Source organism: Prochlorococcus sp. MIT 1323, from assembly GCF_047304905.1.
Lineage (GTDB): Bacteria > Cyanobacteriota > Cyanobacteriia > PCC-6307 > Cyanobiaceae > Prochlorococcus > Prochlorococcus marinus_D.
Map to the genome: position 1 here is coordinate 1,506,594 of NZ_CP138973.1, position 25,248 is coordinate 1,531,841.

The window sequence follows — 25,248 nt, forward strand, 5'->3', positions numbered from 1 at the left end:
GCTTGTTTAAGTGGCTCTGGGAGTGTCACCAAAAACCTGTACCCTCTTCAGCATCTGGCTTTCAAGGCGTGGCAGATCAGGCAACCGTCAAGCAACTCTCAGCCACTGGCCGCCATCAGGAATGCCTACAGGCTTGCCAAAACATCCTTCAGGGGAATCCTGAGGAGGCATTTGCCTATAAATATGCTGGTAAATCATTACTCACTCTCGGACAACTAGAAAAAGCACATCAATGCCTAGCCAAAGCTCATCAGCTTGATCAGACAGACCCTGAAACAGCAAAAGATATTGGCAACTCCTATCTCCAGCTCCAAGATATAGACAATGCTCGCAAATGGTATCAAGCAGCCCTAGTAATCAATAAAGGATATGCCCCAGCAATCTTCAATCTCGCGAGCTTAGATAACAGATCAGGCAATCACAAAAGTGCCATCGCGCTTTTCAAACAAGCAATTGCAGCCGATCCAAATCTTTTCCAGGCTCTACTAGGTGCAGCTTCTAGTGCAATGGCTTTAGGGCAAGTAGAACAAGCTATTGTATTCGCATCCAATGCACTTGAGATCAACCCAAATACCCCAAAGGCACATGAACTACTGGGAATCGCTTATCAGAACACTGGTCAGCAAGAAAAAGCTATTGAGCACTACCAAAAAGAAATTTCTAGAAACGCAACAGCCATCACTTCATTAACAAACTATGGACTTATTTTATTGCAAAATAATGATGTTACAGCATCGATCAAGCTCCTAAAGCAAGCATCAGAGATCGGCGCGAATGAACAAATTACACTTCTATTAGCGCAGACCTATCAACAGCAGAGGCAGTGGACAAACGCTATTGCTGAGTATGAAAAATTAAATCTAGAGATCACTAAAAACAAACTAATACCCTTTAACTATGGCCTCTGCCTAATGGAGGTTGGAATTAGCGACAAAGCAATTGAGGCATTTAAAACAGCAATCAAACTAGACCAAGCCTTTGTTGGAGCATGGGGAAATATCGGAGCAATTTACAAAAGAGAAGGTCAGCTTCAAGAAGCACTAGAAGCAACAAAGAAAATTAGCTTACTCGATCCAAATAACGCCATTGCCCACATCAACCTCAGCAGCATCTACAAAGATCTCGGCAACCTTGATTTAGCTCTTACCTCAACCCTTAAATCTCTAGAGCTCAACCCTGATAACCCAAATGTCCTCAGCAACCTAGGCCTCATCTACAAAGATCTCGGCAAACTTGATCTAGCGCTAGAGGTAACACTGAAATCATTAGAACTCAAAGCTGATAAAGCCGATGTCTACATCAACCTAGGAAGCATCTACAAAGATCTCGGCAGCCTTGATCAAGCTCTTACCTCCACCCTCAAATCTCTAGAGCTCAAAGCTGATAACCCTGGTGCACTTATGAACCTCGGCCTCATCTACAAAGATCTCGGCAACCATGATCTAGCGATAGAGGTAACACTAAAATCATTAGAACTCAAAGATGATAACTCCGATGTCTACATCAACCTTGCTGGCATCTACCAAGACCAAGCCAAGTATGATCTAGCTATCAACTCAATACTTAAATCCTTAGAGCTCAATCCAGACAACGCCAATGCCTACATGAATCTAGGCATCGTTTTTGAAGCACAAGGTAAACTTGATCAAGCTAAAGAGGCAACACTTAAATCCTTAGAGCTCAAACCTGATTTAGCAAGTGCTGCATGGAATTTATATGGATTAGCAAATAGCATTGAAGAAGCAGAAGAAAGGATAAACCAATGCCTGGAAATAGACGAGACCTATTTAGAGGCGAAGCTTACTCTAGGCGCACTAAAATATCATCAAGGGGACCCATCCTTACTCAAAGATATTTTAATTTCAAAACACAAAGATCATTCCCATGCCCGCTCTTTTAGATGGGCACTAGATTTACCTGAAATTCCAAAGCTATTCTTCCATAGGTGGGCATTATTTGACAGCATGATGGATGAGAGCAAAAAAGACAGACCTTTTTATGAGTTTGGTGTTTGGCGCGGCATTTCGTTTAAGTATCTAATCAATACTTTCAAGGAAGGCTATGGATTTGATACTTTCGAAGGCTTGCCAGAAGACTGGCACAACACTAAAGGAGGCGCATATTCTGCAGAAGGCATCATTCCTCAAGTCGATGGTGGAATATTTATAGAAGGCAAGTTCGAGAATACGCTGCCAATCTTTTTCTCTAAACCTAGGCCGATAGCATCAATAATAAATTTCGATGCCGATCTTTATTCTTCTACTCTCTGCGCTTTAAATCATTCAAAGGCCATAATCGATGAACATACAATATTGATATTTGATGAATTCATCATTAATGAGAACTGGGAACAAGATGAATACAAAGCACTTAATGAATTTTGTTCTCAAAACAAGCTGAGCTACCAGGTCATCGCGATTTCTTATTTTTCAAAACAAGTTGCTGTAAAGCTAATAGGCATTTAGCTGAAAGAACATAATGGCCGGTCAAAAAAGGCAATCTTCACATTGCCAATCGCAACCTTTATTGAATTTGCATAAGTCATGCTTTTGCAAGGCCATCTCTGCACTTCAATGATAGTGTAGTTAGGGATGATAAAAGTTGGCTGACGAACTACAGATTCAAGATCTGCCAAACAATCTCTGGTCTTGATCCGTGAGTGAATCGATACAGCAAGCGTATAGCCGAGTAATCTTGGTGGTCAAGCCATTCATCTGCAGATGAGATGAGCAAGGCTGAGACTAAATCAGAACAAGCCAGGCGCTGTTGTTAGGGCTATTGCTCAACTAGACAATTTATAAGGCTTCGAGGTGAGTCAATCGTTAGGAACAAGAAACCCTGTCATTCAGCTATCGTTATTTTTTTGCAACTAATCACTTCACCGTTGCTTCCCAAGTATTCCACCCGGAAGATAGATCGGCAGTGGCGTGGGGCTGAACTGGGGCTTAATTCCCGAATTCGGGAAAAACTGGAATGGCAGCACCAGAAAGCAGCATTAAGTTAGAGAGTGGCGAAGGCGGGGATGTAAGGGCTTCTCAAGAGAGTTCAGCTTGTTTAAGTGGCTCTGGGAGTGTCACCAAAAACCTGTACCCTCTTCAGCATCTGGCTTTCAAGGCGTGGCAGATCAGGCAACCGTCAAGCAACTCTCAGCCACTGGCCGCCATCAGGAATGCCTACAGGCTTGCCAAAACATCCTTCAGGGGAATCCTGAGGAGGCATTTGCCTATAAATATGCTGGTAAATCATTACTCACTCTCGGACAACTAGAAAAAGCACATCAATGCCTAGCCAAAGCTCATCAGCTTGATCAGACAGACCCTGAAACAGCAAAAGATATTGGCAACTCCTATCTCCAGCTCCAAGATATAGACAATGCTCGCAAATGGTATCAAGCAGCCCTAGTAATCAATAAAGGATATGCCCCAGCAATCTTCAATCTCGCGAGCTTAGATAACAGATCAGGCAATCACAAAAGTGCCATCGCGCTTTTCAAACAAGCAATTGCAGCCGATCCAAATCTTTTCCAGGCTCTACTAGGTGCAGCTTCTAGTGCAATGGCTTTAGGGCAAGTAGAACAAGCTATTGTATTCGCATCCAATGCACTTGAGATCAACCCAAATACCCCAAAGGCACATGAACTACTGGGAATCGCTTATCAGAACACTGGTCAGCAAGAAAAAGCTATTGAGCACTACCAAAAAGAAATTTCTAGAAACGCAACAGCCATCACTTCATTAACAAACTATGGACTTATTTTATTGCAAAATAATGATGTTACAGCATCGATCAAGCTCCTAAAGCAAGCATCAGAGATCGGCGCGAATGAACAAATTACACTTCTATTAGCGCAGACCTATCAACAGCAGAGGCAGTGGACAAACGCTATTGCTGAGTATGAAAAATTAAATCTAGAGATCACTAAAAACAAACTAATACCCTTTAACTATGGCCTCTGCCTAATGGAGGTTGGAATTAGCGACAAAGCAATTGAGGCATTTAAAACAGCAATCAAACTAGACCAAGCCTTTGTTGGAGCATGGGGAAATATCGGAGCAATTTACAAAAGAGAAGGTCAGCTTCAAGAAGCACTAGAAGCAACAAAAAAAACTCTTCTCCTCGACCCCAAGAATGCCACCGCCTACATCCAGCTAGGCGGTATCTACCAAGAGCTCGGCAGCCTTGATTTAGCTCTTACCTCCATCCTTCAATCTCTAGAGCTCAACCCTGATAACCCAAATGTCCTCAGCAACCTAGGCCTCATCTACAAAGATCTTGGCAACCTTGAACAAGCTCTTGCATCCACCCTCAAATCTCTAGAGCTCAAAGCTGATAACCCTGGAGCTCTGAGGAACCTAGGCCTCATCTACAAAGATCTCGGCAACCTTGATCAAGCTCTTACCTCCACCCTCAAATCTCTAGAACTCAAACCCGATAACCATATTTCCCTCATGAATCTGGGCGGCATCTACAAAGATCTCGGCAGCCTTGATCAAGCTCTTAACTCAACCCTCAAATCTCTAGAGCTCAAACCTGATAACCCTGGTGCACTTATGAACCTCGGCCTCATCTACAAAGATCTCGGCAACCTTGATCAAGCTCTTACCTCCACCCTCAAATCTCTAGAACTCAGGCCCGATAACCCTGTTACCGTTAACAACTTAAAAGGATTTATTGGCCAACTCACACTAACTTCCTCCAATGCAGATAATCTCAAAAAGGCTTACGAACTGCTGCTTAATCTAGACAATGTATCTCACCAAAAATTATCCAGATTGTTTATTTTAGCATTCCTTCCAACCATCCAGGAAGCTGCCACGCTAGATCCCATTATCTCAGCCAATAATGATGCCCTTAACAAGCTCGCAGCGGACTGGCGACTAAAAAAATCACTTGCCTTGCTTATTCCAAGCAATCAAGATATTGAGAGATTCCTCACACGATTAAGAAAAGAACTTTTAATCCTGGCAACCACTCAAACGTCTATTCCAGAGCACTTAAAACCTCTTTCAGAGGCCGTAGCCATACAATGCTTCCTAAACGAATACGTTTACGTGCAATCACCAGAAGAAGACGATCTTGTCGAAAAATTAATTGTCCAGGCTCTCCAAAGCCAAGAGTTATTCAAGCAATATCTCGCCATCATTGCCTGCTACATCCCTATACATAAACTCAATCTGAACCAAGATTGGTTGAAGCATTACCCCACAACCAGCGAGGAAAGCACGACACTCATTCAAATTCAACTGGAGGAGCCAAAAGAAGAAGAAAAAATCAAAGCCTCAATTCAGAGTAATTCGGATATTGATGACGTAGTCTCATTAAAGGTCCAGGATATGTATGAGGAAAATCCATACCCTCGATATCGCCATGCGGACTATACTGACAAGTCTTTAGCTAAAACTAAATCAGAAATCATTAACATTGAATCAACCAAACACAATCTTCAATTCTCAAAAGAATTGAATAACAAAAATGCCCGTCCAAAAGTTCTAATCGCAGGCTGCGGTACAGGTGGACAAGTTATCCTTGCTAGTCGCTACAAGAATGCACAGATCAAAGCAATTGACCTAAGCAGCCGCAGCCTGGCATATGCCATCAGGAAGGCAGAAGAATATGGAATGGAAAATATTGATTTTAAAATGATGGATCTTTTAGATGTAGCCAACCTTCAGCAATCATTTGACATCATTGAATGTAGTGGTGTACTTCATCACATGGAAAATCCCGGCAAAGGGCTCTCAGCATTAAACGAACAACTTAAGCCTGGTGGCTACATCAAGCTTGGCCTATACAGCGACATTGCTAGACAACAGATCGTGGAAGCACGCAATCAGATCAAAGAGCTAGAATTGCAAAGCACTCCTGAAGGGATCAGAGAGTTTCGCCAACAAGTCCTAAGAGGGGAATTCACAGCATTATCAAACCTTCCACAATGCGGACAAGACTTTTATTCACTCTCAGGGTGCCGAGACCTCTGCTTTCATGTGCAAGAGCATCGATTCACAACAGAATCACTGCAAGAACTTCTAAATAGCCAAGGCTTGATTTTCTGTGGGTTCATGCTGCCAGAGCCAATTCGCAAGACTTACCAAAAACAGTTTCCAAATGATACTGACATGATCTCTCTTGAAAATTGGGGTGAATTTGAAAAGCAATACCCCTCTACGTTTACGGCCATGTATCAATTCTGGGCTTATAAGCCTTCTTAGACCAGCTCAGATGCTTGGGATATTGCTTCTTATCTTCCTGACGAATCATCTCCTCAATCGCTTTCTGGCACAACGCAGAAAGGTTCAAGCGTCATTGCTGTTTTCATGTGAACAGCAGCTGATGGAAAGAATCACTGAGCAGGATCAGGGCACCGCTCGCAAAGCCTGAACCACAATCAACTCATCCAGGGCAGAATGCCCCCATGAGCCAGCTCAAAATCCATCCAGCCTTGGTCCTACTCGGCCTGTTTGCCATCTCTACACCGGCTGCACGCAGCGAGGTGGAATACATTCCGTTCCCAACCAAAGAGGAGCTGCTCAGCATCCAGCTTCAGGCCTATGCCTGCTCTCGAGACAATGATGCAGCAGCCTGCAGCCGCACCCGAGCATTGATCGATCCTTTACTAGACCACCCCCGTTTGCCATCCTCTTGCAAAGATGTCGTTTGGGATTTGCTTCAAGTCGCCAACAAGGTCCCTAACAACAGCTTCCAGCGCAGGGATACCATCGATCAGCCCGCTAAACGACTCTCCATCGTTTGCATCAATCCAGCCAAACAAACAACTCCTAAGCCTTCCCAAAAAGGTGGCCTAGTACCCCAACAAAGCTGAACCAGCAAACACACATCAAGCAATTGATGTAGAGATCATCTTGATCAAATGCTGCTCAATGAAATGCTGATCGGCTGGCCTATTTCAGGTTGTCTAAGAGCATCCTCAAATCCTGAACATCCAGGTGATCGCTCCCAATCGTGAACCTGAAGTAATCCATAGACTAGACGATTCAAATCCTCAGGCGTCATCAAATCCCTTGGATTGATGACAGAGAAGACGGCAGCAAAGGCAGTGGTCTGATGCATCACAAATTCATGGTTATCGATACTCAAAGGGTGATTACTGGAAGTGCAAACTTCAGCCATTCAGGCATGCATGGAGATCCCGCAGCGATACAAACGCGCGGCAATGTCAACCACTTGCTGAGCTTCAAAAGTACAGAACTAGCTGAACTATTCAAAAAGGAGTTCCTTTTGATGTGGGGCGATGGTCCAGGAGGTGCAAAAGACAGCCTATTTGGGTTAGCTAAAAGCCAGCCTGGTATTCAGGCTGCAAAGGTTGGTGGTACCCGAATTGAAGTGCTCTTTGCTCCACACGCAAAGCGACAAAAGATGAACGGCCTGCAATTCATTGCCAAGCAAATAGAAACATCAAAACAAAGCATCGATATGGCCTTATTCATCTTTTCTGCACAAGCTTTAGTTCACAAACTATGGGAGCAGGTGCAAAGCGATGTGAAGGTACGCTTAATCCCTGACCCTAGCTTTGCCAGCCGTTCCTATTCAGAAGTACTGGACTTATTAGGTGTTGCACTTCCAGATCACCGTTGCAAGCTGGAAGTAGGCAACAAACCATTCGCAGTCCCTCTAGAAGGAGTAGGTACAGCGAGACTGGCGAGCGGAGACAAGCTACACCACAAGTTCGCGGTGATCGACAACAAAAAAGTGATCACAGGCTCATTGAATTGGAGCCCTGCGGCAGCTCACACCAACGACGAAACGCTGCTCGTCATCCATTCCCCCCTACTGGCCAAGCACTTCACCCGTGAGATGGATCGGCTCTGGCCTGGTGCTGAGCTGGGCGTCACAGCAAGAATGCGCCGCAAACTGGAACGGCAGCAGCTCAAATGTGGTAATGGAGCAGAGAGGAACTGAGCAGCAGTCCAAAAGAACCTGAAAAAGGCACAGCGCGGCTTAAAGTATCAAAATCACTCAACAGTTCAATGAAAGGCTTCGGAAAGAGCGAATTAAATAAAAGCGTTGAAAAACACAATAAAAGTGGCCGCCAGCTTCTCAAAGCAGCAGTTAAAGCCCACACAGCAGGAAATATACAAATTGCAGAAGAGTTATACCTAAAAGCAATCGATAGTGGCTTTCATCACGAAATAGCCTTCTCAAATCTTGGAGTAATCTACAAAAATACAGACAGAAAACAGAAGGCCTTAGAAATATACAAGCAAGCTATTTCAGTCAACCCCAGCTTTGCAGATGCTTATGCAAATCTTGGCAATCTGCTGAGAGACCTCGGCAATCTCGATCAAGCTCTTGCCTCCACTCTCAAATCACTCGAGCTTAATCCTGATAACCACACTGCCCACATGAACCTGGGCGGCATCTACAAAGATCTCGACAACCTTGATCAAGCTCTTGCATCCACTCTCAAATCACTCGAGCTCAAGCCTGATAACCACACTGCCCACATGAACCTGGGCGGCATCTACAAAGACCTCGGTAACCTTGATCAAGCTCTTTCCTCCACCCTCAAATCTCTAGAACTAAAGCCTGATAACCCAGATGCCCTAAGCAACCTAGGCGGCATCTACAAAGATCTCGGCAACCTCGATCAAGCTCTGACCTCCACTCTTAAATCCATAGAACTAAAACCTGAAAGTCCCAATGCCCAACTGAACCTGGGAGGCATCTACAAAGATCTCGGCAACCTTAATCAGGCTCTTGCATCCACCCTCAAATCACTCGAGCTCAAACCTGATAACCCTGTCGCAATCAACAACATCAAAGGACTCATTGACCAACTGAACCTCAGCCAATCCAATGCAAATAACGTAACCCGTGCATATGAACTTCTACTCAATCAAACAGAAATCTCACATCGAAAACTATCTAAAATATTCTTACAAGCATTTCTCTCAACAATTCAGAAAGGGTCGACATCAGATCCGATCATCTCTGATGGAAACGAGGCATTCAAAACACTGGCTGCCGACTGGAGATTTCGCAAGTCTCTGACCTTAATGATCCCTCCCAGCTCAGAAGCAGAAAAATTTTTCACCAGGCTTAGGAAAGAACTATTAATACTGGCAATTCAAAAGGGCAGCATACCACCACAATTAAAATTGTTAACAGAAGCTCTGGCAGCACAATGCTTTTTAAATGAATACGTCTACGCCACATCGCAAGAGGAGGAGCAAGCTGTTGCCCAGCTCATTGACGCAGCTGCTGAAAGCCAAGAAGCCATCAATCAATACCTTGCGATCATAGGCTGCTACACAGCAATTCACACAACAAGCTTAAACCCAGAACTCATCAAAAATTACCCCACGCCTGACTTCGAGAGCAAAGAATTAATTACGACTCAATTCAAAGAACCGCGCCAGGAAAAGAAAATCAAGGCTTCATTTCAAGAAAGCTCAAATATCACTAACACAACCTCACATCTTGTTCAAGAGCTGTACGATGAAAATCCTTACCCCAGATTTAAATACTCAGACTACACTGCGAGCGAATTAGCAAAGCCAATTGTTAATGCCATTGAACTTGAGACGACAAGAAAAAATCTGGTTTTCCCAGAAGAATTAAGCTCACTAAATGCCAACCCAAAAGTCCTCATTGCTGGCTGCGGTACTGGCAGTCAGGTCATCGAATCAAGCCGCTATAAAAATGCTCAAATCACAGCGATTGATCTCAGCAGCAGTAGCCTGGCATACGCAATCAGAAGAACTGGAGAATACGAGATGAGCAATATAACCTTCAAGAGAATGGATCTCCTCAACGTCTCAGAACTCGGAAATATGTTTGACGTCATTGAGTGTTCTGGGGTTCTCCACCACATGGAACAACCAGCCGAAGGTTTATCGGCACTAGTTCAACAACTTAAACCTGGCGGTTACATCATACTAGGCCTATATAGCGAGATTGCCCGCAAGGTGATCGTAGACGCACGGAAGACAATTCAAACATTAGGGATCGAGAGCACTCCCCAAAGCATCAGGGAGTTTAGGAAGAAAGTGCTTCATGCAGAGTTCCAAGAGCTCGCCCCTCTTCAACAAATTCAGGATTTTTATTCGGTCTCCACATGCCGGGACCTGTGCTTTCATATTCAAGAACATCGCTTCACAACAGACGAACTCAAAAAACTTTTGGCTTCTCAGAGGCTAATTTTTTGTGGATTCATCCTTCCCGACCAAATCAAAAGGCTCTACCAAAAACAATACCCAGAAGACAGTGACATGAACTCATTGAAAAACTGGGGCAAATTTGAGAAAGAGCATCCTTCAACTTTCGTAGGCATGTATCAGTTCTGGGCTCAAAAAGTGGAAACGGCAAGCAGATGGAATGAGACCGATCCTGGAGACCACTAAGGCTTCTGATCTGGGTTTGAGGGTGGCTCGACATCGCAAGTAATATGCAACAAATCTAGCTATGAAGTATGTGACGGACTTGGCGGCGATCAAAGAGCTCTCAGCCACTGGCCGCCATCAGGAATGTCTCCAGGCTTGTCAAAACACCCTTCAAGGGAATCCTCAGGAAGCATTTGCCTATAAATATGCAGGCAAATCATTACTCGCTCTCGGGCAATTAGAAAAAGCACATCAATGCCTAGCCAAAGCTCATCAACTCGACCAGACAGACCCTGAAACAGCAAAAGATATTGGCAACTGCTTTAACTCAACAAAAAATTATGCAGAAGCCATAAAAGCCTACAAATATGCTCTTTCAATAGATCCTAATTATGCTCCAGCACTCAATAATTTAGGCCTAATCGCCAAAGAGAAAGGAGATCTTCAAGGGGCAGTCCCTCTGGTGAAGCAGGCCATTGAGATAGATCCAACGTTCGCCCCATTCCACATGAATTTGGGTGGCATCTACAAGGACCTTGGCAAACTTGATCTAGCTCTTTCCTCAATACTTAAGTCACTCGAGCTCAAGCCAAATAACGCAACTGCTCACATGAAGCTGGGTGGCATCTATGAACAGCTCGGAAAGTTTGATCTAGCACTAAAAGCAACTCTTAAATCATTAGAGCTCAAAGCTGACAATACAGATGCCTACATGAATCTAGGCATCATTTACAAACATCTCGGCAAGTTTGATCTAGCTATAGCCTCAACACTGAAATCCATCGAGATCAATCCCAATAACCAGTATGCCATCTACAACTTAAACAGCTTAATCACGCAACTCATGCTAAGCAAATATAATGTGCACATTTTTATAAAAGCTTATGAAGTGCTACTAGCAAACAAGAATATTAAGCATAACGTTCTAGGCCCAATCTTTATCCAAGCTTTCCTGTCAGCATTCCAAGCAGCCTCAAAACAAGAGACCATCATCTCTGCAAATAATGCAGCACTAAACATAATTGCAGAAGACTGGCGCCTGAGAAAATCACTAACCTTATTGATCCCTCCTCATCCAGATGTCGAATACTTCCTGACTCGCTTCAGGGAAGAGCTGCTAATACTCGCATCGCAAAATCAGCCCATCCCAGACAACCTAAAACCTCTATCAGAAGCCCTCGCTACTCAATGTTTTCTCAATGAATATGCTTATTCTAAATCACCAGAAGAAGATTCGCTTGTCGAGAAATTGATTGGCCAGGCTCTCCAAAGCCAAGAGTTATTCAAGCAATATCTCGCCATCATTGCCTGCTATATCCCTATACATACACTAGAGCTTGAACGAGAATTGGTGTGCGAATACCCCATCACAAGCTATGAGAGCGAGACCCTAATAAGAACTCAGTTCCATGAACCTCTGCGAGAAGAGGCACTAAAGAACTCGCTTAAAGTAAATTCAATTATTGATGACAAGATTTCAGTCAATGTCAAAGTGATGTATGAAGAAAATCCATACCCTCGATACCGCTTTGCGGACTATATGATTCAGTCTTTAGCCAAGAACATTACAACCTTCATTTACCTAGAAAGCACAAAAAAAGACCTTCCCTTCTCAGGAGAGTTGACCAACTGCAATGCTCATGCAAAAGTGCTAATTGCCGGCTGCGGAACAGGGTCTCAGGTGATCGCAGCAAGCCGGTACAAGAGTGCCTGGATCACCGCAATTGATCTCAGTTCCAAAAGCTTGGCATATGCCATCAGGAAGGCAGAAGAATATGGAATGGAAAATATTGATTTTAAAATGATGGATCTTTTAGATGTAGCCAACCTTCAGCAATCATTTGACATCATTGAATGTAGTGGTGTACTTCATCACATGGAAAATCCCGGCAAAGGGCTCTCAGCATTAAACGAACAACTTAAGCCTGGTGGCTACATCAAGCTTGGCCTATACAGCGACATTGCTAGACAACAGATCGTGGAAGCACGCAATCAGATCAAAGAGCTAGAATTGCAAAGCACTCCTGAAGGGATCAGAGAGTTTCGCCAACAAGTCCTAAGAGGGGAATTCACAGCATTATCAAACCTTCCACAATGCGGACAAGACTTTTATTCACTCTCAGGGTGCCGAGACCTCTGCTTTCATGTGCAAGAGCATCGATTCACAACAGAATCACTGCAAGAACTTCTAAATAGCCAAGGCTTGATTTTCTGTGGGTTCATGCTGCCAGAGCCAATTCGCAAGACTTACCAAAAACAGTTTCCAAATGATACTGACATGATCTCTCTTGAAAATTGGGGTGAATTTGAAAAGCAATACCCCTCTACGTTTACGGCCATGTATCAATTCTGGGCTTATAAGCCTTCTTAGACCAGCTCAGATGCTTGGGATATTGCTTCTTATCTTCCTGACGAATCATCTCCTCAATCGCTTTCTGGCACAACGCAGAAAGGTTCAAGCGTCATTGCTGTTTTCATGTGAACAGCAGCTGATGGAAAGAATCACTGAGCAGGATCAGGGCACCGCTCGCAAAGCCTGAACCACAATCAACTCATCCAGGGCAGAATGCCCCCATGAGCCAGCTCAAAATCCATCCAGCCTTGGTCCTACTCGGCCTGTTTGCCATCTCTACACCGGCTGCACGCAGCGAGGTGGAATACATTCCGTTCCCAACCAAAGAGGAGCTGCTCAGCATCCAGCTTCAGGCCTATGCCTGCTCTCGAGACAATGATGCAGCAGCCTGCAGCCGCACCCGAGCATTGATCGATCCTTTACTAGACCACCCCCGTTTGCCATCCTCTTGCAAAGATGTCGTTTGGGATTTGCTTCAAGTCGCCAACAAGGTCCCTAACAACAGCTTCCAGCGCAGGGATACCATCGATCAGCCCGCTAAACGACTCTCCATCGTTTGCATCAATCCAGCCAAACAAACAACTCCTAAGCCTTCCCAAAAAGGTGGCCTAGTACCCCAACAAAGCTGAACCAGCAAACACACATCAAGCAATTGATGTAGAGATCATCTTGATCAAATGCTGCTCAATGAAATGCTGATCGGCTGGCCTATTTCAGGTTGTCTAAGAGCATCCTCAAATCCTGAACATCCAGGTGATCGCTCCCAATCGTGAACCTGAAGTAATCCATAGACTAGACGATTCAAATCCTCAGGCGTCATCAAATCCCTTGGATTGATGACAGAGAAGACGGCAGCAAAGGCAGTGGTCTGATGCATCACAAATTCATGGTTATCGATACTCAAAGGGTGATTACTGGAAGTGCAAACTTCAGCCATTCAGGCATGCATGGAGATCCCGCAGCGATACAAACGCGCGGCAATGTCAACCACTTGCTGAGCTTCAAAAGTACAGAACTAGCTGAACTATTCAAAAAGGAGTTCCTTTTGATGTGGGGCGATGGTCCAGGAGGTGCAAAAGACAGCCTATTTGGGTTAGCTAAAAGCCAGCCTGGTATTCAGGCTGCAAAGGTTGGTGGTACCCGAATTGAAGTGCTCTTTGCTCCACACGCAAAGCGACAAAAGATGAACGGCCTGCAATTCATTGCCAAGCAAATAGAAACATCAAAACAAAGCATCGATATGGCCTTATTCATCTTTTCTGCACAAGCTTTAGTTCACAAACTATGGGAGCAGGTGCAAAGCGATGTGAAGGTACGCTTAATCCCTGACCCTAGCTTTGCCAGCCGTTCCTATTCAGAAGTACTGGACTTATTAGGTGTTGCACTTCCAGATCACCGTTGCAAGCTGGAAGTAGGCAACAAACCATTCGCAGTCCCTCTAGAAGGAGTAGGTACAGCGAGACTGGCGAGCGGAGACAAGCTACACCACAAGTTCGCGGTGATCGACAACAAAAAAGTGATCACAGGCTCATTGAATTGGAGCCCTGCGGCAGCTCACACCAACGACGAAACGCTGCTCGTCATCCATTCCCCCCTACTGGCCAAGCACTTCACCCGTGAGATGGATCGGCTCTGGCCTGGTGCTGAGCTGGGCGTCACAGCAAGAATGCGCCGCAAACTGGAACGGCAGCAGCTCAAATGTGGGAGCGGCAAGCAGATGGAATGAAACCAATCCTGGAGACCACTCAGGCTGCTGATCTGGCTGTGAGGGTGGCTCTAACTCGCAAGTAACATGAAGCCAATCCAGCTATGAAGTATGTGACGGACTTGGCGGCGATCAAAGAGCTCTCAGCCACTGGCCGCCATCAGGAATGTCTCCAGGCTTGTCAAAACACCCTTCAAGGGAATCCTCAAGAAGCATTTGCCTATAAATACGCTGGAAAATCATTACTCGCTCTCGGGCAATTAGAGAAAGCACATCAATGCCTAGCCAAAGCTCATCAGCTCGATCAGACAGACCCTGAAATAGCAAAAGATATTGGCAACATTTTCAATGCCACTAAAAACCAAGACGAAGCCGAACAATATTACAAGATTGCCCTTTCAATAGATCCTAATTATGCTCCAGCACTCAATAATTTAGGCCTAATCGCTAAACAGAAAGGAGATCTTCAAGGGGCAGTCACTCTGCTGAAGACGGCCGTTGAGATAGATCCAACCTTCGCCCCATTCCAGATGAACTTGGGCCTCATCTACAAAGATCTCGGCAACCTTGATCAAGCTCTTACCTCCACCCTCACATCTCTAGAGCTCAAGCCCGACAACCCAGACGCCCACCTCAACCTGGGTGGCATCTACAAAGATCTCCGCAACCTTGAGCAAGCCCTTACTTCCACCCTCACATCTCTAGAGCTCAAGCCCGATAACCCAGACGCCCACCTCAACCTGGGTGGCATCTACAGAGATCTCGGCAACCTTGATCAAGCTCTTACCTCCACCCTCACATCTCTAGAGCTCAAACCCGATAACCCAGACGCCCACCTCAACCTGGGTGGCATCTACAAAGATCTCCGCAACCTTGAGCAAGCCCTTACTTCCACCCTCACATCTCTAGAGCTCAAGCCCGATAACCCAGACGCCCACCTCAACCTGGGTGGCATCTACAGAGATCTCGGCAACCTCGATCAAGCTCTTACTTCCACCCTCACATCTCTAGAGCTCAAACCCGATAACCCAGACGCCCACCTCAACCTGGGTGGCATCTACAGAGATCTCGGCAACCTCGATCAAGCTCTTACTTCCACCCTCACATCTCTAGAGCTCAAGCCCGACAACCCAGACGCCCACCTCAACCTGGGTGGCATCTACAAAGATCTCCGCAACCTTGAGCAAGCCCTTACTTCCACCCTCACATCTCTAGAGCTCAAGCCCGATAACCCAGACGCCCACCTCAACCTGGGTGGCATCTACAAAGATCTCCGCAACCTTGAGCAAGCCCTTACTTCCACCCTCACATCTCTAGAGCTCAAGCCCGATAACCCAGACGCCCGCCTCAACCTCAGTGACATCTACAAAGATCTCGGCAACCTTGATCAAGCTCTTACTTCCACCCTCACATCTCTAGAGCTCAAACCCAATAACCCTGGTGCCTTTCATAACTTACACAGATTGATCGATCAGCTCAGACTCAGCCCCTCCAATGCGCACAATCTCACAAAGGCTTACGAACTGCTGCTTAATCTAGACAATTTATCTCACCAAAAATTATCCAGACTGTTTATTCAAATATTCCTTCCAACAATCCAGGCAGCCGCAAAGATAGATCCCATCATCTCAGCAAACAATGCCGCTCTCAACAATCTCTCGGTGGACTTGCGATTAAGAAAGTCACTTGCCTTACTTATTCCACCCCATCAAGATGCTGAGAACTTCCTCACACGATTAAGAAAAGAACTTTTAACACTCGCATCACAAAATCAGCCCATCCCAGACAACCTAAAGCCTCTATCAGAAGCCCTGGCTACTCAATGTTTTCTCAATGAATATGTTTACGTGCAATCACCAGAAGAAGACGATCTTGTCGAAAAATTAATTGTCCAGGCTCTCCAAAGCCAAGAGTTGTTCAACCAATACCTCGCCATCATTGCCTGCTACATCCCTATACATAAACTCAATCTGAACCAAGATTGGTTGAAGCATTACCCCACAACCAGCAAGGAAAGCAGGACACTCATTCAAATTCAACTGGAGGAGCCAAAAGAAGAAGAAAAAATCAAAGCCTCAATTCAGAGTAATTCGGATATTGATGACGTAGTCTCATTAAAGGTCCAGGATATGTATGAGGAAAATCCATACCCTCGATATCGCCATGCGGACTATACTGACAAGTCTTTAGCCAAAACCATATCAGAAATCATTAACATTGAATCAACCAAACACAATCTTCAATTCTCAAAAGAATTGAATAACAAAAATGCCCGTCCAAAAGTTCTAATCGCAGGCTGCGGTACAGGTGGACAAGTTATCCTTGCTAGTCGCTACAAGAATGCACAGATCAAAGCAATTGACCTAAGCAGCCGCAGCCTGGCATATGCCATCAGGAAAGCATCAGATTACAGCATGAAAAATATATCGTTTGAAAAGTTGGATCTTTTAGATGTAGCCAACCTTCAGCAATCATTTGACATCATTGAATGTAGTGGTGTACTTCATCACATGGAAGATCCCGGCAAAGGGCTCTCAGCATTAAGCGAACAACTCAAGCCTGGCGGCTACTTCGAATTGGGCTTGTACAGCGAAATCGCCAGACAACAGATCGTGGAAGCACGCAACCAGATCAAGCAATTAGATATTAAAAGTACCCCTAAGGGGATAAGGGATTTCCGTCAGAAGGTTCTAAATGGTGATTTAGAAGAATTATCAAGACTCCCGCAATTTGGACTAGACTTCTACTCACTCTCTACATGCCGCGATCTCTGCTTTCATGTGCAAGAGCATCGATTCACAACAGAATTACTGCAAGAACTTCTAAATAGCCAAGGCTTGATTTTCTGTGGGTTCATGCTGCCAGAGCCAATTCGCAAGACTTACCAAAAACAGTTTCCAAATGATACTGACATGATCTCTCTTGAAAATTGGGGTGAATTTGAAAAGCAACATCCATCAACCTTTACAGACATGTATCAATTCTGGGCTTATAAGCCTTCTTAGACCAGCTCAGATGCTTGGGATATTGCTTCTTATCTTCCTGACAAATCATCTCCTCAATCGCTTTCTGGCACAACGCAGAAAGGTTCAAGCGTCATTGCTGTTTTCATGTGAACAGCAGCTGATGGAAAGAATCACTGAGCAGGATCAGGGCACCGCTCGCAAAGCCTGAACCACAATCAACTCATCCAGGGCAGAATGCCCCCATGAGCCAGCTCAAAATCCATCCAGCCTTGGTCCTACTCGGCCTGTTTGCCATCTCTACACCGGCTGCACGCAGCGAGGTGGAATACATTCCGTTCCCAACCAAAGAGGAGCTGCTCAGCATCCAGCTTCAGGCCTATGCCTGCTCTCGAGACAATGATGCAGCAGCCTGCAGCCGCACCCGAGCATTGATCGATCCTTTACTAGACCACCCCCGTTTGCCATCCTCTTGCAAAGATGTCGTTTGGGATTTGCTTCAAGTCGCCAACAAGGTCCCTAACAACAGCTTCCAGCGCAGGGATACCATCGATCAGCCCGCTAAACGACTCTCCATCGTTTGCATCAATCCAGCCAAACAAACAACTCCTAAGCCTTCCCAAAAAGGTGGCCTAGTACCCCAACAAAGCTGAACCAGCAAACACACATCAAGCAATTGATGTAGAGATCATCTTGATCAAATGCTGCTCAATGAAATGCTGATCGGCTGGCCTATTTCAGGTTGTCTAAGAGCATCCTCAAATCCTGAACATCCAGGTGATCGCTCCCAATCGTGAACCTGAAGTAATCCATAGGCTCAACAATCAAGGTTCGACAGAATCAGTGTCGAGTAAATCCAACAAGGTCTCTGCTGTCGTGGTCATCTGAGCAAGACTGAACTCTCCTTCTTGAGAGGCAATTTCAGCCGCCAATTTGCACAATGAGGACGACCGACCTGTTGCGCTGCAGCTGATTGTGAGATCGAGCAAGGCATTTGTTAGCTTGCCGCGCAAGCAGCTTTCGCTGCCGGACCTCACAATCACAGCCTCAGCAGCACTACGCGTCACCTGTTCGGCTTGCGGATAAGGGATCTGACGAATTCCTTTAAACGCCATCGACGGAGTTGTTAAAAACAGCATGGCACCAGCGAAAGCCAGCCCATAGGCTTGGCGGCCCATTCCCCAACACCTGAGCTGCATCTCAGCTCCTCTCAATGATCTTTGCGAACACTAGCCGCGAGAACTGGAAGGGGCCAAAACAGGATCGATGATTGCGTTTGATTAGGTTCGATTAAGAACTGCCTTCGTCTCTGATGACCAGCTCGGCCCAGACGGGACCCACACAGCGCCAGGTGCATCTGAACACACCCTTCAACGACCAAAAACCAGGGACCTCTGGCCTACGCAAAAGCAGCAAGCAATTCGAACAAACCAATTACCTGGAGAGCTTTATTGAGGCAATCTTCCAAACCCTGCCTGGCGTTGAGGGGGGGACTCTGATCTTGGGGGGAGATGGTCGCTACGGCAATCACCGCGCCATTGATGTGATCCTGCGTATGGGTGCTGCTCATGGCCTAAGCCGAGTAATCACCACCACAAATGGCATTCTCTCCACGCCAGCAGCATCCCATCTCATCCGTGCCAACAAAGCCATCGGAGGAATCATCCTTTCCGCGAGCCACAACCAAGGCGGTCCAGATGGCGATTTCGGCGTCAAAGTCAACGGTGCCAATGGTGGTCCAGCAGCCGAATCACTCACAAACGCGATCTACGCATGTAGCCAAGCTTTAGAGAAATACAGCTTTGTCGATGCAGACGTCATCCCACTTGAAACCCCAGGCCACCATGCCATCGGTGCCATGGCAGTAGACGTAATCGACGGCGTTGAAGACTATGTAGAGCTGATGCAGAAGTTGTTCGACTTCCAGCGCATCAAGGAGCTAATAACAGCCGACTTCCCAGTCGTGTTTGATGCCATGCATGCCGTGACTGGTCCCTATGCACAACGGCTACTGGAAGGACTTCTCGGTGCCCCAACTGGCACTGTGCGCAACGGAATTCCTCTTGAGGATTTTGGTGGAGGCCACCCAGATCCCAACCTCACCTACGCCGCTGAACTGGCAGACCTCCTCCTCAATGGCAAGTCCTACAGATTCGGTGCCGCCTGCGATGGTGATGGCGACCGCAACATGATCCTGGGCAGAGGTTGCTTCGTTAACCCAAGTGACAGCCTTGCAATCCTCACTGCCAATGCTGAGCTAGCTCCGGCTTATGCCAATGGCCTTAGCGGTGTCGCTCGCTCCATGCCCACGAGCGCTGCAGTGGATGTCGTCGCCAAAGAACTGGGCATCGATTGCTTTGAGACCCCGACAGGCTGGAAATTCTTTGGGAACCTGCTAGACGCTGATCGCATCACCTTGTGCGGCGAGGAAAGCTTCGGCACTGGCAGCAACCATGTGCGTGAGAAAGATGGACTATGGGCCGTTCTCTTCTGGCTCCAGATCCTGGCGAAACGGCGTTGCAGCGTCGCTGATGTGATGACGCAGCATTGGAGTCGTTTTGGACGCCATTACTACTCACGACACGACTACGAAGCGATTGCCAGTGAGCCTGCCCATGATCTCTACAACAGACTGGAAGCAATGCTGCCTAGATTGGTTGGCCAGCCTTTTGCTGGTCGCAGCGTCAGTCAGGCGGACAACTTCAGTTACACCGATCCTGTGGATGGCTCAGTCACAGAATCACAAGGGCTGCGGATCCTTCTAGAAGACGGCAGCAGAGTCGTGGTTCGACTCTCAGGCACCGGCACCAAAGGGGCCACATTGCGCGTTTATCTAGAACGCTACGAACCAAGTAATGGAGACTTAACTCAAGATCCCCAGCATGCTCTGGCCGATCTCATCAATGGCATCGATGCGCTTGCCGAAATTCAAAAGCGCACTGGGATGCAACGACCAACGGTGATCACTTGAGCTCAGCGCAGCCACCACTCCCTTGGGCGGCGGTGATACTCCGCCTCGGTGCTGCTTTGTTGCAGCTGGCGCATGCTTTCAATGACCACTGCTCCAAGCGCTCCTGATAGCGTGACCATGATGAAAAAAAGGTTCAGCCTCTGACTGTGAATATCTACAGGAGTGTTTGAGATCACCGTACGTAAAAAGAGGGCAACAAGACCTCCGAGTAAGAACCCCACCAGCAGCGCTATCAATACCCTCGTACCGCTGAAGGGCTTGTTTCTTATTGAGCGAGAGCGGTTCATTGGTTTATCCCTGCCCAGAGGGGTCTCCCGAATTAAATAAATTGGTGTTGCCTTGTTCTGTATCACTAAAGGTGCCTACAAGAGCTTTAACAACGACATAAAAGACAGGCACAACAAACAGCGAAAGGAAAGTGGCAACCAAAAGGCCACCAAATACAACCGTGCCAAGAGAAGCTTGGCTGCGGGCTCCTGCTCCGCTAGCCAAGACCAACGGCATAAAGCCAAAAAGAGACGAAATAGCAGTCATAATGATGGGCCTAAGTCTCGACTTGGCTGCCTGCCTTACTGCTTCAAGGGCCGTAACGCCCTCAGCCATGTGTTGATTAGCCAAATCAACAATCAAGATCCCATTTTTAGCAGCTAGACCAATCAACATCACAAGGCCAACCTGTGCATAAATGTTGAGAACCTCGCCACGCAATGCCAGAAACAACAAGGCTCCAAGCATTGCAGTAGGAACTGTCATCAAAATAATCAGAGGGTCTGCATAACTCTCGTATTGAGCTGCAAGCACGAGATAAACCACCAAAATTCCCAATGCAAAAATCACAACAGCTAGTGCACCAGCTTTTACTTCCTCTCGAGATATGCCTGTCCAATCAAATCCGAGGCTCTTAAAATTCTGAGCTGCAAAAAGCTCCTTCATACCCTTAATTGCCTGCCCCGAGCTCTTACCAGCAGCAGGTGATCCTTCTATTTTTATCGATCTGTAAAGGTTAAAGTGAGAGATCACACTTGGCCCAACAGAAGGTTTAACTGTTAAAAATTCCGAGAGCTGAATCTGCTCACCCGCCCGATTCTTAACGTAAATTGAAGCTAGCCTTTCAGGTGCAGAGCGACCCAATTCATCGGCCTGAACATAAACACGACGAACCTTACCTTCCTGGAAGGTATCATTAACATAGGCGCCTGCAAAATTAGCGCTAAACACACGCATTGCAGAGCTGAAGTCAACATCAAGAGAGGCCATAATATCCCTATCGACCTCAACTCGTAGCTGCGGAGATTCAGGAGAGAATAAAGTCCGTACACTGCTCAACAATGGATTTGCATTCGCCTGCTGAATGATTTGACCAGCCGAGGCAAAGAAGTTGTTTAAGCCATAAGCACCTCCACTCTTGTCAAGTAATTGGAACTCAAATCCACTGCCAATGCCGTATCCAGGAATCGCAGGTGGCTCTACAACAAAAATCCTCGCGCCATCAATAGCCCCAAAGAACTTCTGATTTAGCCGTCCAACAATTGCATCGGCAGATTGATCACGATTTTTGCGCTCATCCCAATTACGCATCCCAATAAAAAACAATCCCTTATTAGGACTATTGCCATCAAAACTTGCTCCACTAAAAATTGCTGCTGAAGTGATATCGGGTTCACTGCGCAATATCTCAGCAACTTGCTGATTAATCTTCTCGGTGACCTGAGTAGACACACCTTCTGGCGCCTGCAAAACGCCGATGGCATAACCCTGGTCTTCAATAGGCACAAATCCACCTGGGATAGCAGTAAAAGCAACCCCGGTAAGCAGAACGCCTACCGCAAGAATTCCCATCACAAGAGAACGTCGGCCAAGAACCCACTCGAGCAGATAGGCATAGCGCTGCTCAAAGACGGAATAAATGCGCTTGAAATGACTAAAAATCCATGGTGTATACCAACCCAAGGCCAAGCCAAGGCCAGCGAATAAAACAACTGGCACAGGATTTGAAACTCCTGCGATGAAAAGGCCAATCACAGCCCCTGCAACAGAGAATGGCAGCCTCAACGAACGGCCAGTGAAGCGAGAAAGCACAAAGCCAAGAATTGCAACCATTGCTGTAGGGATCAAGGCAAGCGCCGCACCACCACCAACAACTAATAGTCCGTATATAAACCCAATGAATGCACCAGAAATTGCATATGTATTGCGTCCCGGAGCTGAGCCTTCCCGGCCCAAAAGCAAGGCAGAAAGCATGGGAGAAAAAGTTAAAGCATTAAAGGTAGAAATCGCGATAGCGAAAATAATCGTTGCTGCGAACTGCTTGTAGATAGAACCCGTTGCACCAGGGAAAAACAACACTGGCAAAAAAACTGAGAAAAGAACCAAGGATGTAGCAATAACTGCAGAAAAAAGCTCATCCATTGTTGACTTCGCAGCTTCCAAGGCAGTCATCCCTGATGCTTGCTTGGTTGAGGTATCTTCAATCACTGTGATTGCGTCATCAACCACTAACCCTGTAGCGAGAACCAATCCAAATAAGGTGAGCTGGTTGAGCGAGAAGCCAAAACCTAAAACCAGAGAGAATGTTCCTACAAGCGCAACAGGGATGGCAATACCAGGAACCAAAGTAGCTTTCCAATTCTGTAAAAATATAAACAGAATAAGCACCACCAGAATGATCGCATCTCTAAGCGAATTGATGACTCCATGAATTGATGCATTAATAAAATCTGTATTGTCATAGATTTTCTCCATCTTCATGCCAACAGGCATTTTGGCGGAAAATTCTTCAAGAACATCTTTCACTCCATTGGAAACCTCAAGAGCATTGCTGCCACTCAATTGATAAACAGCCATGCTCACAGAAGGGACTCCCTGCAAATCCGTAGCGCTGTTGGAATAGCTTTCACCACCAAGCACAACACGACCGACATCACTAAACCTCACTAATCCGCCATCCTCGGTAGTCCTGACGACCATATTTTCAAAGTCTCCAATGCTCACAAGGCGGCCATTTAATTGCACAGGAAAAGTAAATATCTGCCCTTCTGCAGATGGTTCACCTCCTATTTTCCCAGCAGGGACCAAACGGTTCTGGCTTTCAATAGCCCCCATTACATCAGCTGAAGTCAGGCCAAAGACCTCAAGTTTTTCATTGTCCAGCCAAAGCCTAAAAGCAACCTTACGATTACCAAAGTAGGTCACCTCGCCAACTCCCTTAACCCGCTTAACCTCGTCCGTTAGGCTCAGATCTAGAAGCCCACTAATCGTTTCTACGCTATATTCAATATAGCTTGGATCTTCGCTAACAAAGTTATAAAGAAGCAAGATAGAATTGGAAGCCTTATTAACACTCACCCCTGCCTTGCGCACTTCTTCCGGCAACTGTGGCTCTGCCAGCGCAACCCTGTTCTGAACATTAACTTGATTAATATCGCTATCACTACCACTTTCGAAAGCAACAGCAATCGAGCTCACCCCATCAGCCGAGCTTGAGGAAGTTAAATAGTCCATATTCTCCACACCATTAATCTGCTGCTCAAGCACGCTGGTCACACCCTGCTCAACCGATTCAGCATCTGCACCGGTGTATATTGAATTTACTTTTACTGTTGGCGGAGCAATATCCGGAAGCATTTCAACCGGCAAAATAGGAATAGAAATTAGTCCCGCAATGACGATCAACAAACTGCAAACTGTTGCTAAAACAGGTCGCGTAATAAAGTTATTTGATGCAGACATCTATTCGCCTCAGTTTTTAACAGAGATGGGCATGCCATGTCTCAATTTCAAAAGATTTGTTGTGATCACCTGCTCGCCAAGTTTGAGCCCCTTTACAACTGCATAGCGCTGCTTCTGTAATTTTCCCAACATCACAGGGGTCTGCAAAGCAAAACGTGTAGGGGGGGGTAACTTGCGAAGTTTCTCAAGAGAGACATTGCCTGGAAAAGCCTCAAGCTCTCGGAAACTTCCCACTCGATAAACAAAGCTCTGGCCCGCAGTTTGTGTTACCGCAGCAAAGGGAACAGACACCTCCTCTCTGGTATCCAATTGAACCCGCGCTCGCAAGCGCTGGCCATTTCGCAACGATCCATTACCATTCTCAAAGGCTGCCTTCACTAGTAAGCCCTGGGTAGTTCTATTCACAGTCGGGCCCACAGAATTAATTTCACCCGTCGCGATCACATCTGACGATCCAGTCTTGCTGAGAAAGACAGGCAATCCAATCTTGATCCGATCAGAGAATATGGCAGGCACCTCAACTCGAGCAAAAAGCCAGTTATTTCTGATCAATTTGGTGAATGGATCACCAGAACGGATAACATCTCCAACCTTGACATCAACATCAGCCACGATCCCTGAAATTGGAGAACGCAAATTGCTATATGCAAGCGTTGCTTCTGTGGCTTTTACCTTTTCGCGAGAGGCGATGTACTGGGCCTTGTATTCATCTCGATCCAATGCCGAAGCAGCTCCTTGAGGGACCAAGAATTCATATCGCTGCCAATTGAGTTTGTTCTTCTGCTCCTGAGCTTTGAAATCTGCCAATTCCGCACGGATCTGAGCTTGATCAAGCACAACCAACATCTGACCAGGCTGAACCTGATCACCCTGATCAATCTTTAACTCAATAATTCGACCAGAAGCTTGTGCAGCAAGATGCACCTCCTCCTTCGCCTCCAAGGTGCTCACCGTATCGATATCGTCCGTGAATTGAGCCGTCGTCACAGTTATCTGGCTGACGGTAATCGGCGAGAAAGATGTTTGCGCCTTGCCACAGGAGCAAAGCAACAGCACCGCAAAAACGACAAGAGAGCGTTGCTGATTCGGCACTAACGACTTGTTCAACAGCCTGATTATGGAAAGTTTCCAGCTCACGACAACAAGTCACCCCCTAGCGCAAGAATTGTCCACCAGTGCCAGAGCTC

Annotated in this window: 15 protein-coding genes and 2 pseudogenes; 11 read left to right on the forward strand and 6 right to left on the reverse strand. The window is 46.2% G+C overall.

Annotated features, from left to right (window positions below):
• Nucleotides 1-68 precede the first annotated feature (68 nt).
• The 3 genes from SIB68_RS07475 (at nt 69) to SIB68_RS07485 (ending at nt 6,820) form a co-directional block, all read left to right on the forward strand.
• Nucleotides 69-2,465 (forward strand): tetratricopeptide repeat protein, encoded by a 2,397-nt coding sequence (locus tag SIB68_RS07475; RefSeq protein ID WP_063399043.1) that lies wholly within the window; start codon nt 69-71, stop codon nt 2,463-2,465.
• Nucleotides 2,466-3,116: 651 nt separating this feature from the next.
• Entirely contained in the window at nt 3,117-6,209 is a 3,093-nt protein-coding gene (locus tag SIB68_RS07480) for a tetratricopeptide repeat protein (RefSeq protein WP_413681816.1), read from the forward strand.
• Between the two features lie 203 nt (nt 6,210-6,412).
• Nucleotides 6,413-6,820, forward strand: a complete 408-nt coding sequence (locus SIB68_RS07485) for a hypothetical protein (RefSeq protein ID WP_063399014.1) — start codon at nt 6,413-6,415, stop codon at nt 6,818-6,820.
• A 44-nt stretch (nt 6,821-6,864) separates the two neighbouring features.
• Here the strand turns inward: SIB68_RS07485 and SIB68_RS07490 are convergent, their stop codons facing one another.
• The gene (locus SIB68_RS07490) at nt 6,865-7,068 is read right to left on the reverse strand and encodes a hypothetical protein (protein WP_413681817.1); all 204 of its coding nucleotides are present in this window, start codon (nt 7,066-7,068) and stop codon (nt 6,865-6,867) included.
• Between SIB68_RS07490 and SIB68_RS07495 the strand changes: the two are divergent.
• The 4 genes and pseudogenes from SIB68_RS07495 to SIB68_RS07510 all read left to right on the forward strand — a co-directional run.
• Nucleotides 6,991-7,917 (forward strand): annotated as a pseudogene (locus tag SIB68_RS07495) (phospholipase D-like domain-containing protein); the annotation flags it as partial. The gene SIB68_RS07490 and the pseudogene SIB68_RS07495 sit on opposite strands and share 78 nt — an antisense overlap.
• Before the next feature lie 68 nt (nt 7,918-7,985).
• Nucleotides 7,986-10,361: a tetratricopeptide repeat protein gene (locus SIB68_RS07500; protein ID WP_413681818.1), complete on the forward strand. Its 2,376-nt coding sequence runs from the start codon at nt 7,986-7,988 to the stop codon at nt 10,359-10,361.
• Between the two features lie 61 nt (nt 10,362-10,422).
• A complete protein-coding gene (locus SIB68_RS07505) occupies nt 10,423-12,711 on the forward strand; it encodes a tetratricopeptide repeat protein (protein WP_413681819.1) in 2,289 nt (762 codons plus the stop codon).
• A gap of 203 nt (nt 12,712-12,914) precedes the next feature.
• Entirely contained in the window at nt 12,915-13,322 is a 408-nt protein-coding gene (locus SIB68_RS07510; protein ID WP_063399014.1) for a hypothetical protein, read from the forward strand.
• Between the two features lie 44 nt (nt 13,323-13,366).
• Here the strand turns inward: SIB68_RS07510 and SIB68_RS07515 are convergent, their stop codons facing one another.
• Nucleotides 13,367-13,570 (reverse strand): hypothetical protein, encoded by a 204-nt coding sequence (locus SIB68_RS07515; RefSeq protein WP_413681817.1) that lies wholly within the window; start codon nt 13,568-13,570, stop codon nt 13,367-13,369.
• On the opposite strand from SIB68_RS07515, the pseudogene SIB68_RS07520 reads away from it, so the two are divergent.
• From SIB68_RS07520 to SIB68_RS07530, 3 genes and pseudogenes are all read left to right on the forward strand, one after another.
• Nucleotides 13,493-14,419 (forward strand): annotated as a pseudogene (locus tag SIB68_RS07520) (phospholipase D-like domain-containing protein); the annotation flags it as partial. The gene SIB68_RS07515 and the pseudogene SIB68_RS07520 overlap by 78 nt on opposite strands.
• 92 nt (nt 14,420-14,511) lie before the next feature.
• On the forward strand, nt 14,512-17,403 hold the full coding sequence (locus SIB68_RS07525) for a tetratricopeptide repeat protein (protein WP_413681820.1): 2,892 nt from the start codon (nt 14,512-14,514) through the stop codon (nt 17,401-17,403).
• Nucleotides 17,404-17,606: 203 nt separating this feature from the next.
• On the forward strand, nt 17,607-18,014 hold the full coding sequence (locus tag SIB68_RS07530) for a hypothetical protein (protein ID WP_063399014.1): 408 nt from the start codon (nt 17,607-17,609) through the stop codon (nt 18,012-18,014).
• 171 nt (nt 18,015-18,185) lie between these two features.
• Here the strand turns inward: SIB68_RS07530 and SIB68_RS07535 are convergent, their stop codons facing one another.
• Complete coding sequence (locus tag SIB68_RS07535; protein ID WP_063399071.1) at nt 18,186-18,560, reverse strand: hypothetical protein; 375 nt, start codon at nt 18,558-18,560, stop codon at nt 18,186-18,188.
• 113 nt (nt 18,561-18,673) lie between these two features.
• Between SIB68_RS07535 and SIB68_RS07540 the strand changes: the two genes are divergently transcribed.
• The gene (locus tag SIB68_RS07540; RefSeq protein WP_063399072.1) at nt 18,674-20,332 is read left to right on the forward strand and encodes an alpha-D-glucose phosphate-specific phosphoglucomutase; all 1,659 of its coding nucleotides are present in this window, start codon (nt 18,674-18,676) and stop codon (nt 20,330-20,332) included.
• Nucleotides 20,333-20,334: 2 nt separating this feature from the next.
• On the opposite strand, the gene SIB68_RS07545 is transcribed toward SIB68_RS07540, so the two are convergent.
• The 3 genes from SIB68_RS07545 to SIB68_RS07555 are packed head-to-tail and all read right to left on the reverse strand — an operon-like array spanning nt 20,335 to nt 25,198.
• The gene (locus tag SIB68_RS07545) at nt 20,335-20,619 is read right to left on the reverse strand and encodes a hypothetical protein (protein WP_063399073.1); all 285 of its coding nucleotides are present in this window, start codon (nt 20,617-20,619) and stop codon (nt 20,335-20,337) included.
• Nucleotides 20,620-20,623: 4 nt separating this feature from the next.
• A complete protein-coding gene (locus SIB68_RS07550) occupies nt 20,624-24,061 on the reverse strand; it encodes an efflux RND transporter permease subunit (RefSeq protein WP_063399074.1) in 3,438 nt (1,145 codons plus the stop codon).
• A gap of 9 nt (nt 24,062-24,070) precedes the next feature.
• The gene (locus SIB68_RS07555) at nt 24,071-25,198 is read right to left on the reverse strand and encodes an efflux RND transporter periplasmic adaptor subunit (RefSeq protein WP_063399075.1); all 1,128 of its coding nucleotides are present in this window, start codon (nt 25,196-25,198) and stop codon (nt 24,071-24,073) included.
• Nucleotides 25,199-25,248 lie beyond the last annotated feature (50 nt).

Bases quoted from the DNA above. Each gene is read 5' to 3' on its own strand.
- SIB68_RS07510 (WP_063399014.1), top strand. From the start codon at position 12,915: ATGAGCCAGCTCAAAATCCATCCAGCCTTGGTCCTACTCGGCCTGTTT.
- SIB68_RS07505 (WP_413681819.1), top strand. From the start codon at position 10,423: ATGAAGTATGTGACGGACTTGGCGGCGATCAAAGAGCTCTCAGCCACT.
- SIB68_RS07500 (WP_413681818.1), top strand. From the start codon at position 7,986: ATGAAAGGCTTCGGAAAGAGCGAATTAAATAAAAGCGTTGAAAAACAC.
- SIB68_RS07485 (WP_063399014.1), top strand. From the start codon at position 6,413: ATGAGCCAGCTCAAAATCCATCCAGCCTTGGTCCTACTCGGCCTGTTT.
- SIB68_RS07540 (WP_063399072.1), top strand. From the start codon at position 18,674: ATGACCAGCTCGGCCCAGACGGGACCCACACAGCGCCAGGTGCATCTG.
- SIB68_RS07490 (WP_413681817.1), bottom strand. From the start codon at position 7,068: ATGCATCAGACCACTGCCTTTGCTGCCGTCTTCTCTGTCATCAATCCA.
- SIB68_RS07535 (WP_063399071.1), bottom strand. From the start codon at position 18,560: ATGCAGCTCAGGTGTTGGGGAATGGGCCGCCAAGCCTATGGGCTGGCT.
- SIB68_RS07545 (WP_063399073.1), bottom strand. From the start codon at position 20,619: ATGAACCGCTCTCGCTCAATAAGAAACAAGCCCTTCAGCGGTACGAGG.
- SIB68_RS07550 (WP_063399074.1), bottom strand. From the start codon at position 24,061: ATGTCTGCATCAAATAACTTTATTACGCGACCTGTTTTAGCAACAGTT.
- SIB68_RS07530 (WP_063399014.1), top strand. From the start codon at position 17,607: ATGAGCCAGCTCAAAATCCATCCAGCCTTGGTCCTACTCGGCCTGTTT.
- SIB68_RS07515 (WP_413681817.1), bottom strand. From the start codon at position 13,570: ATGCATCAGACCACTGCCTTTGCTGCCGTCTTCTCTGTCATCAATCCA.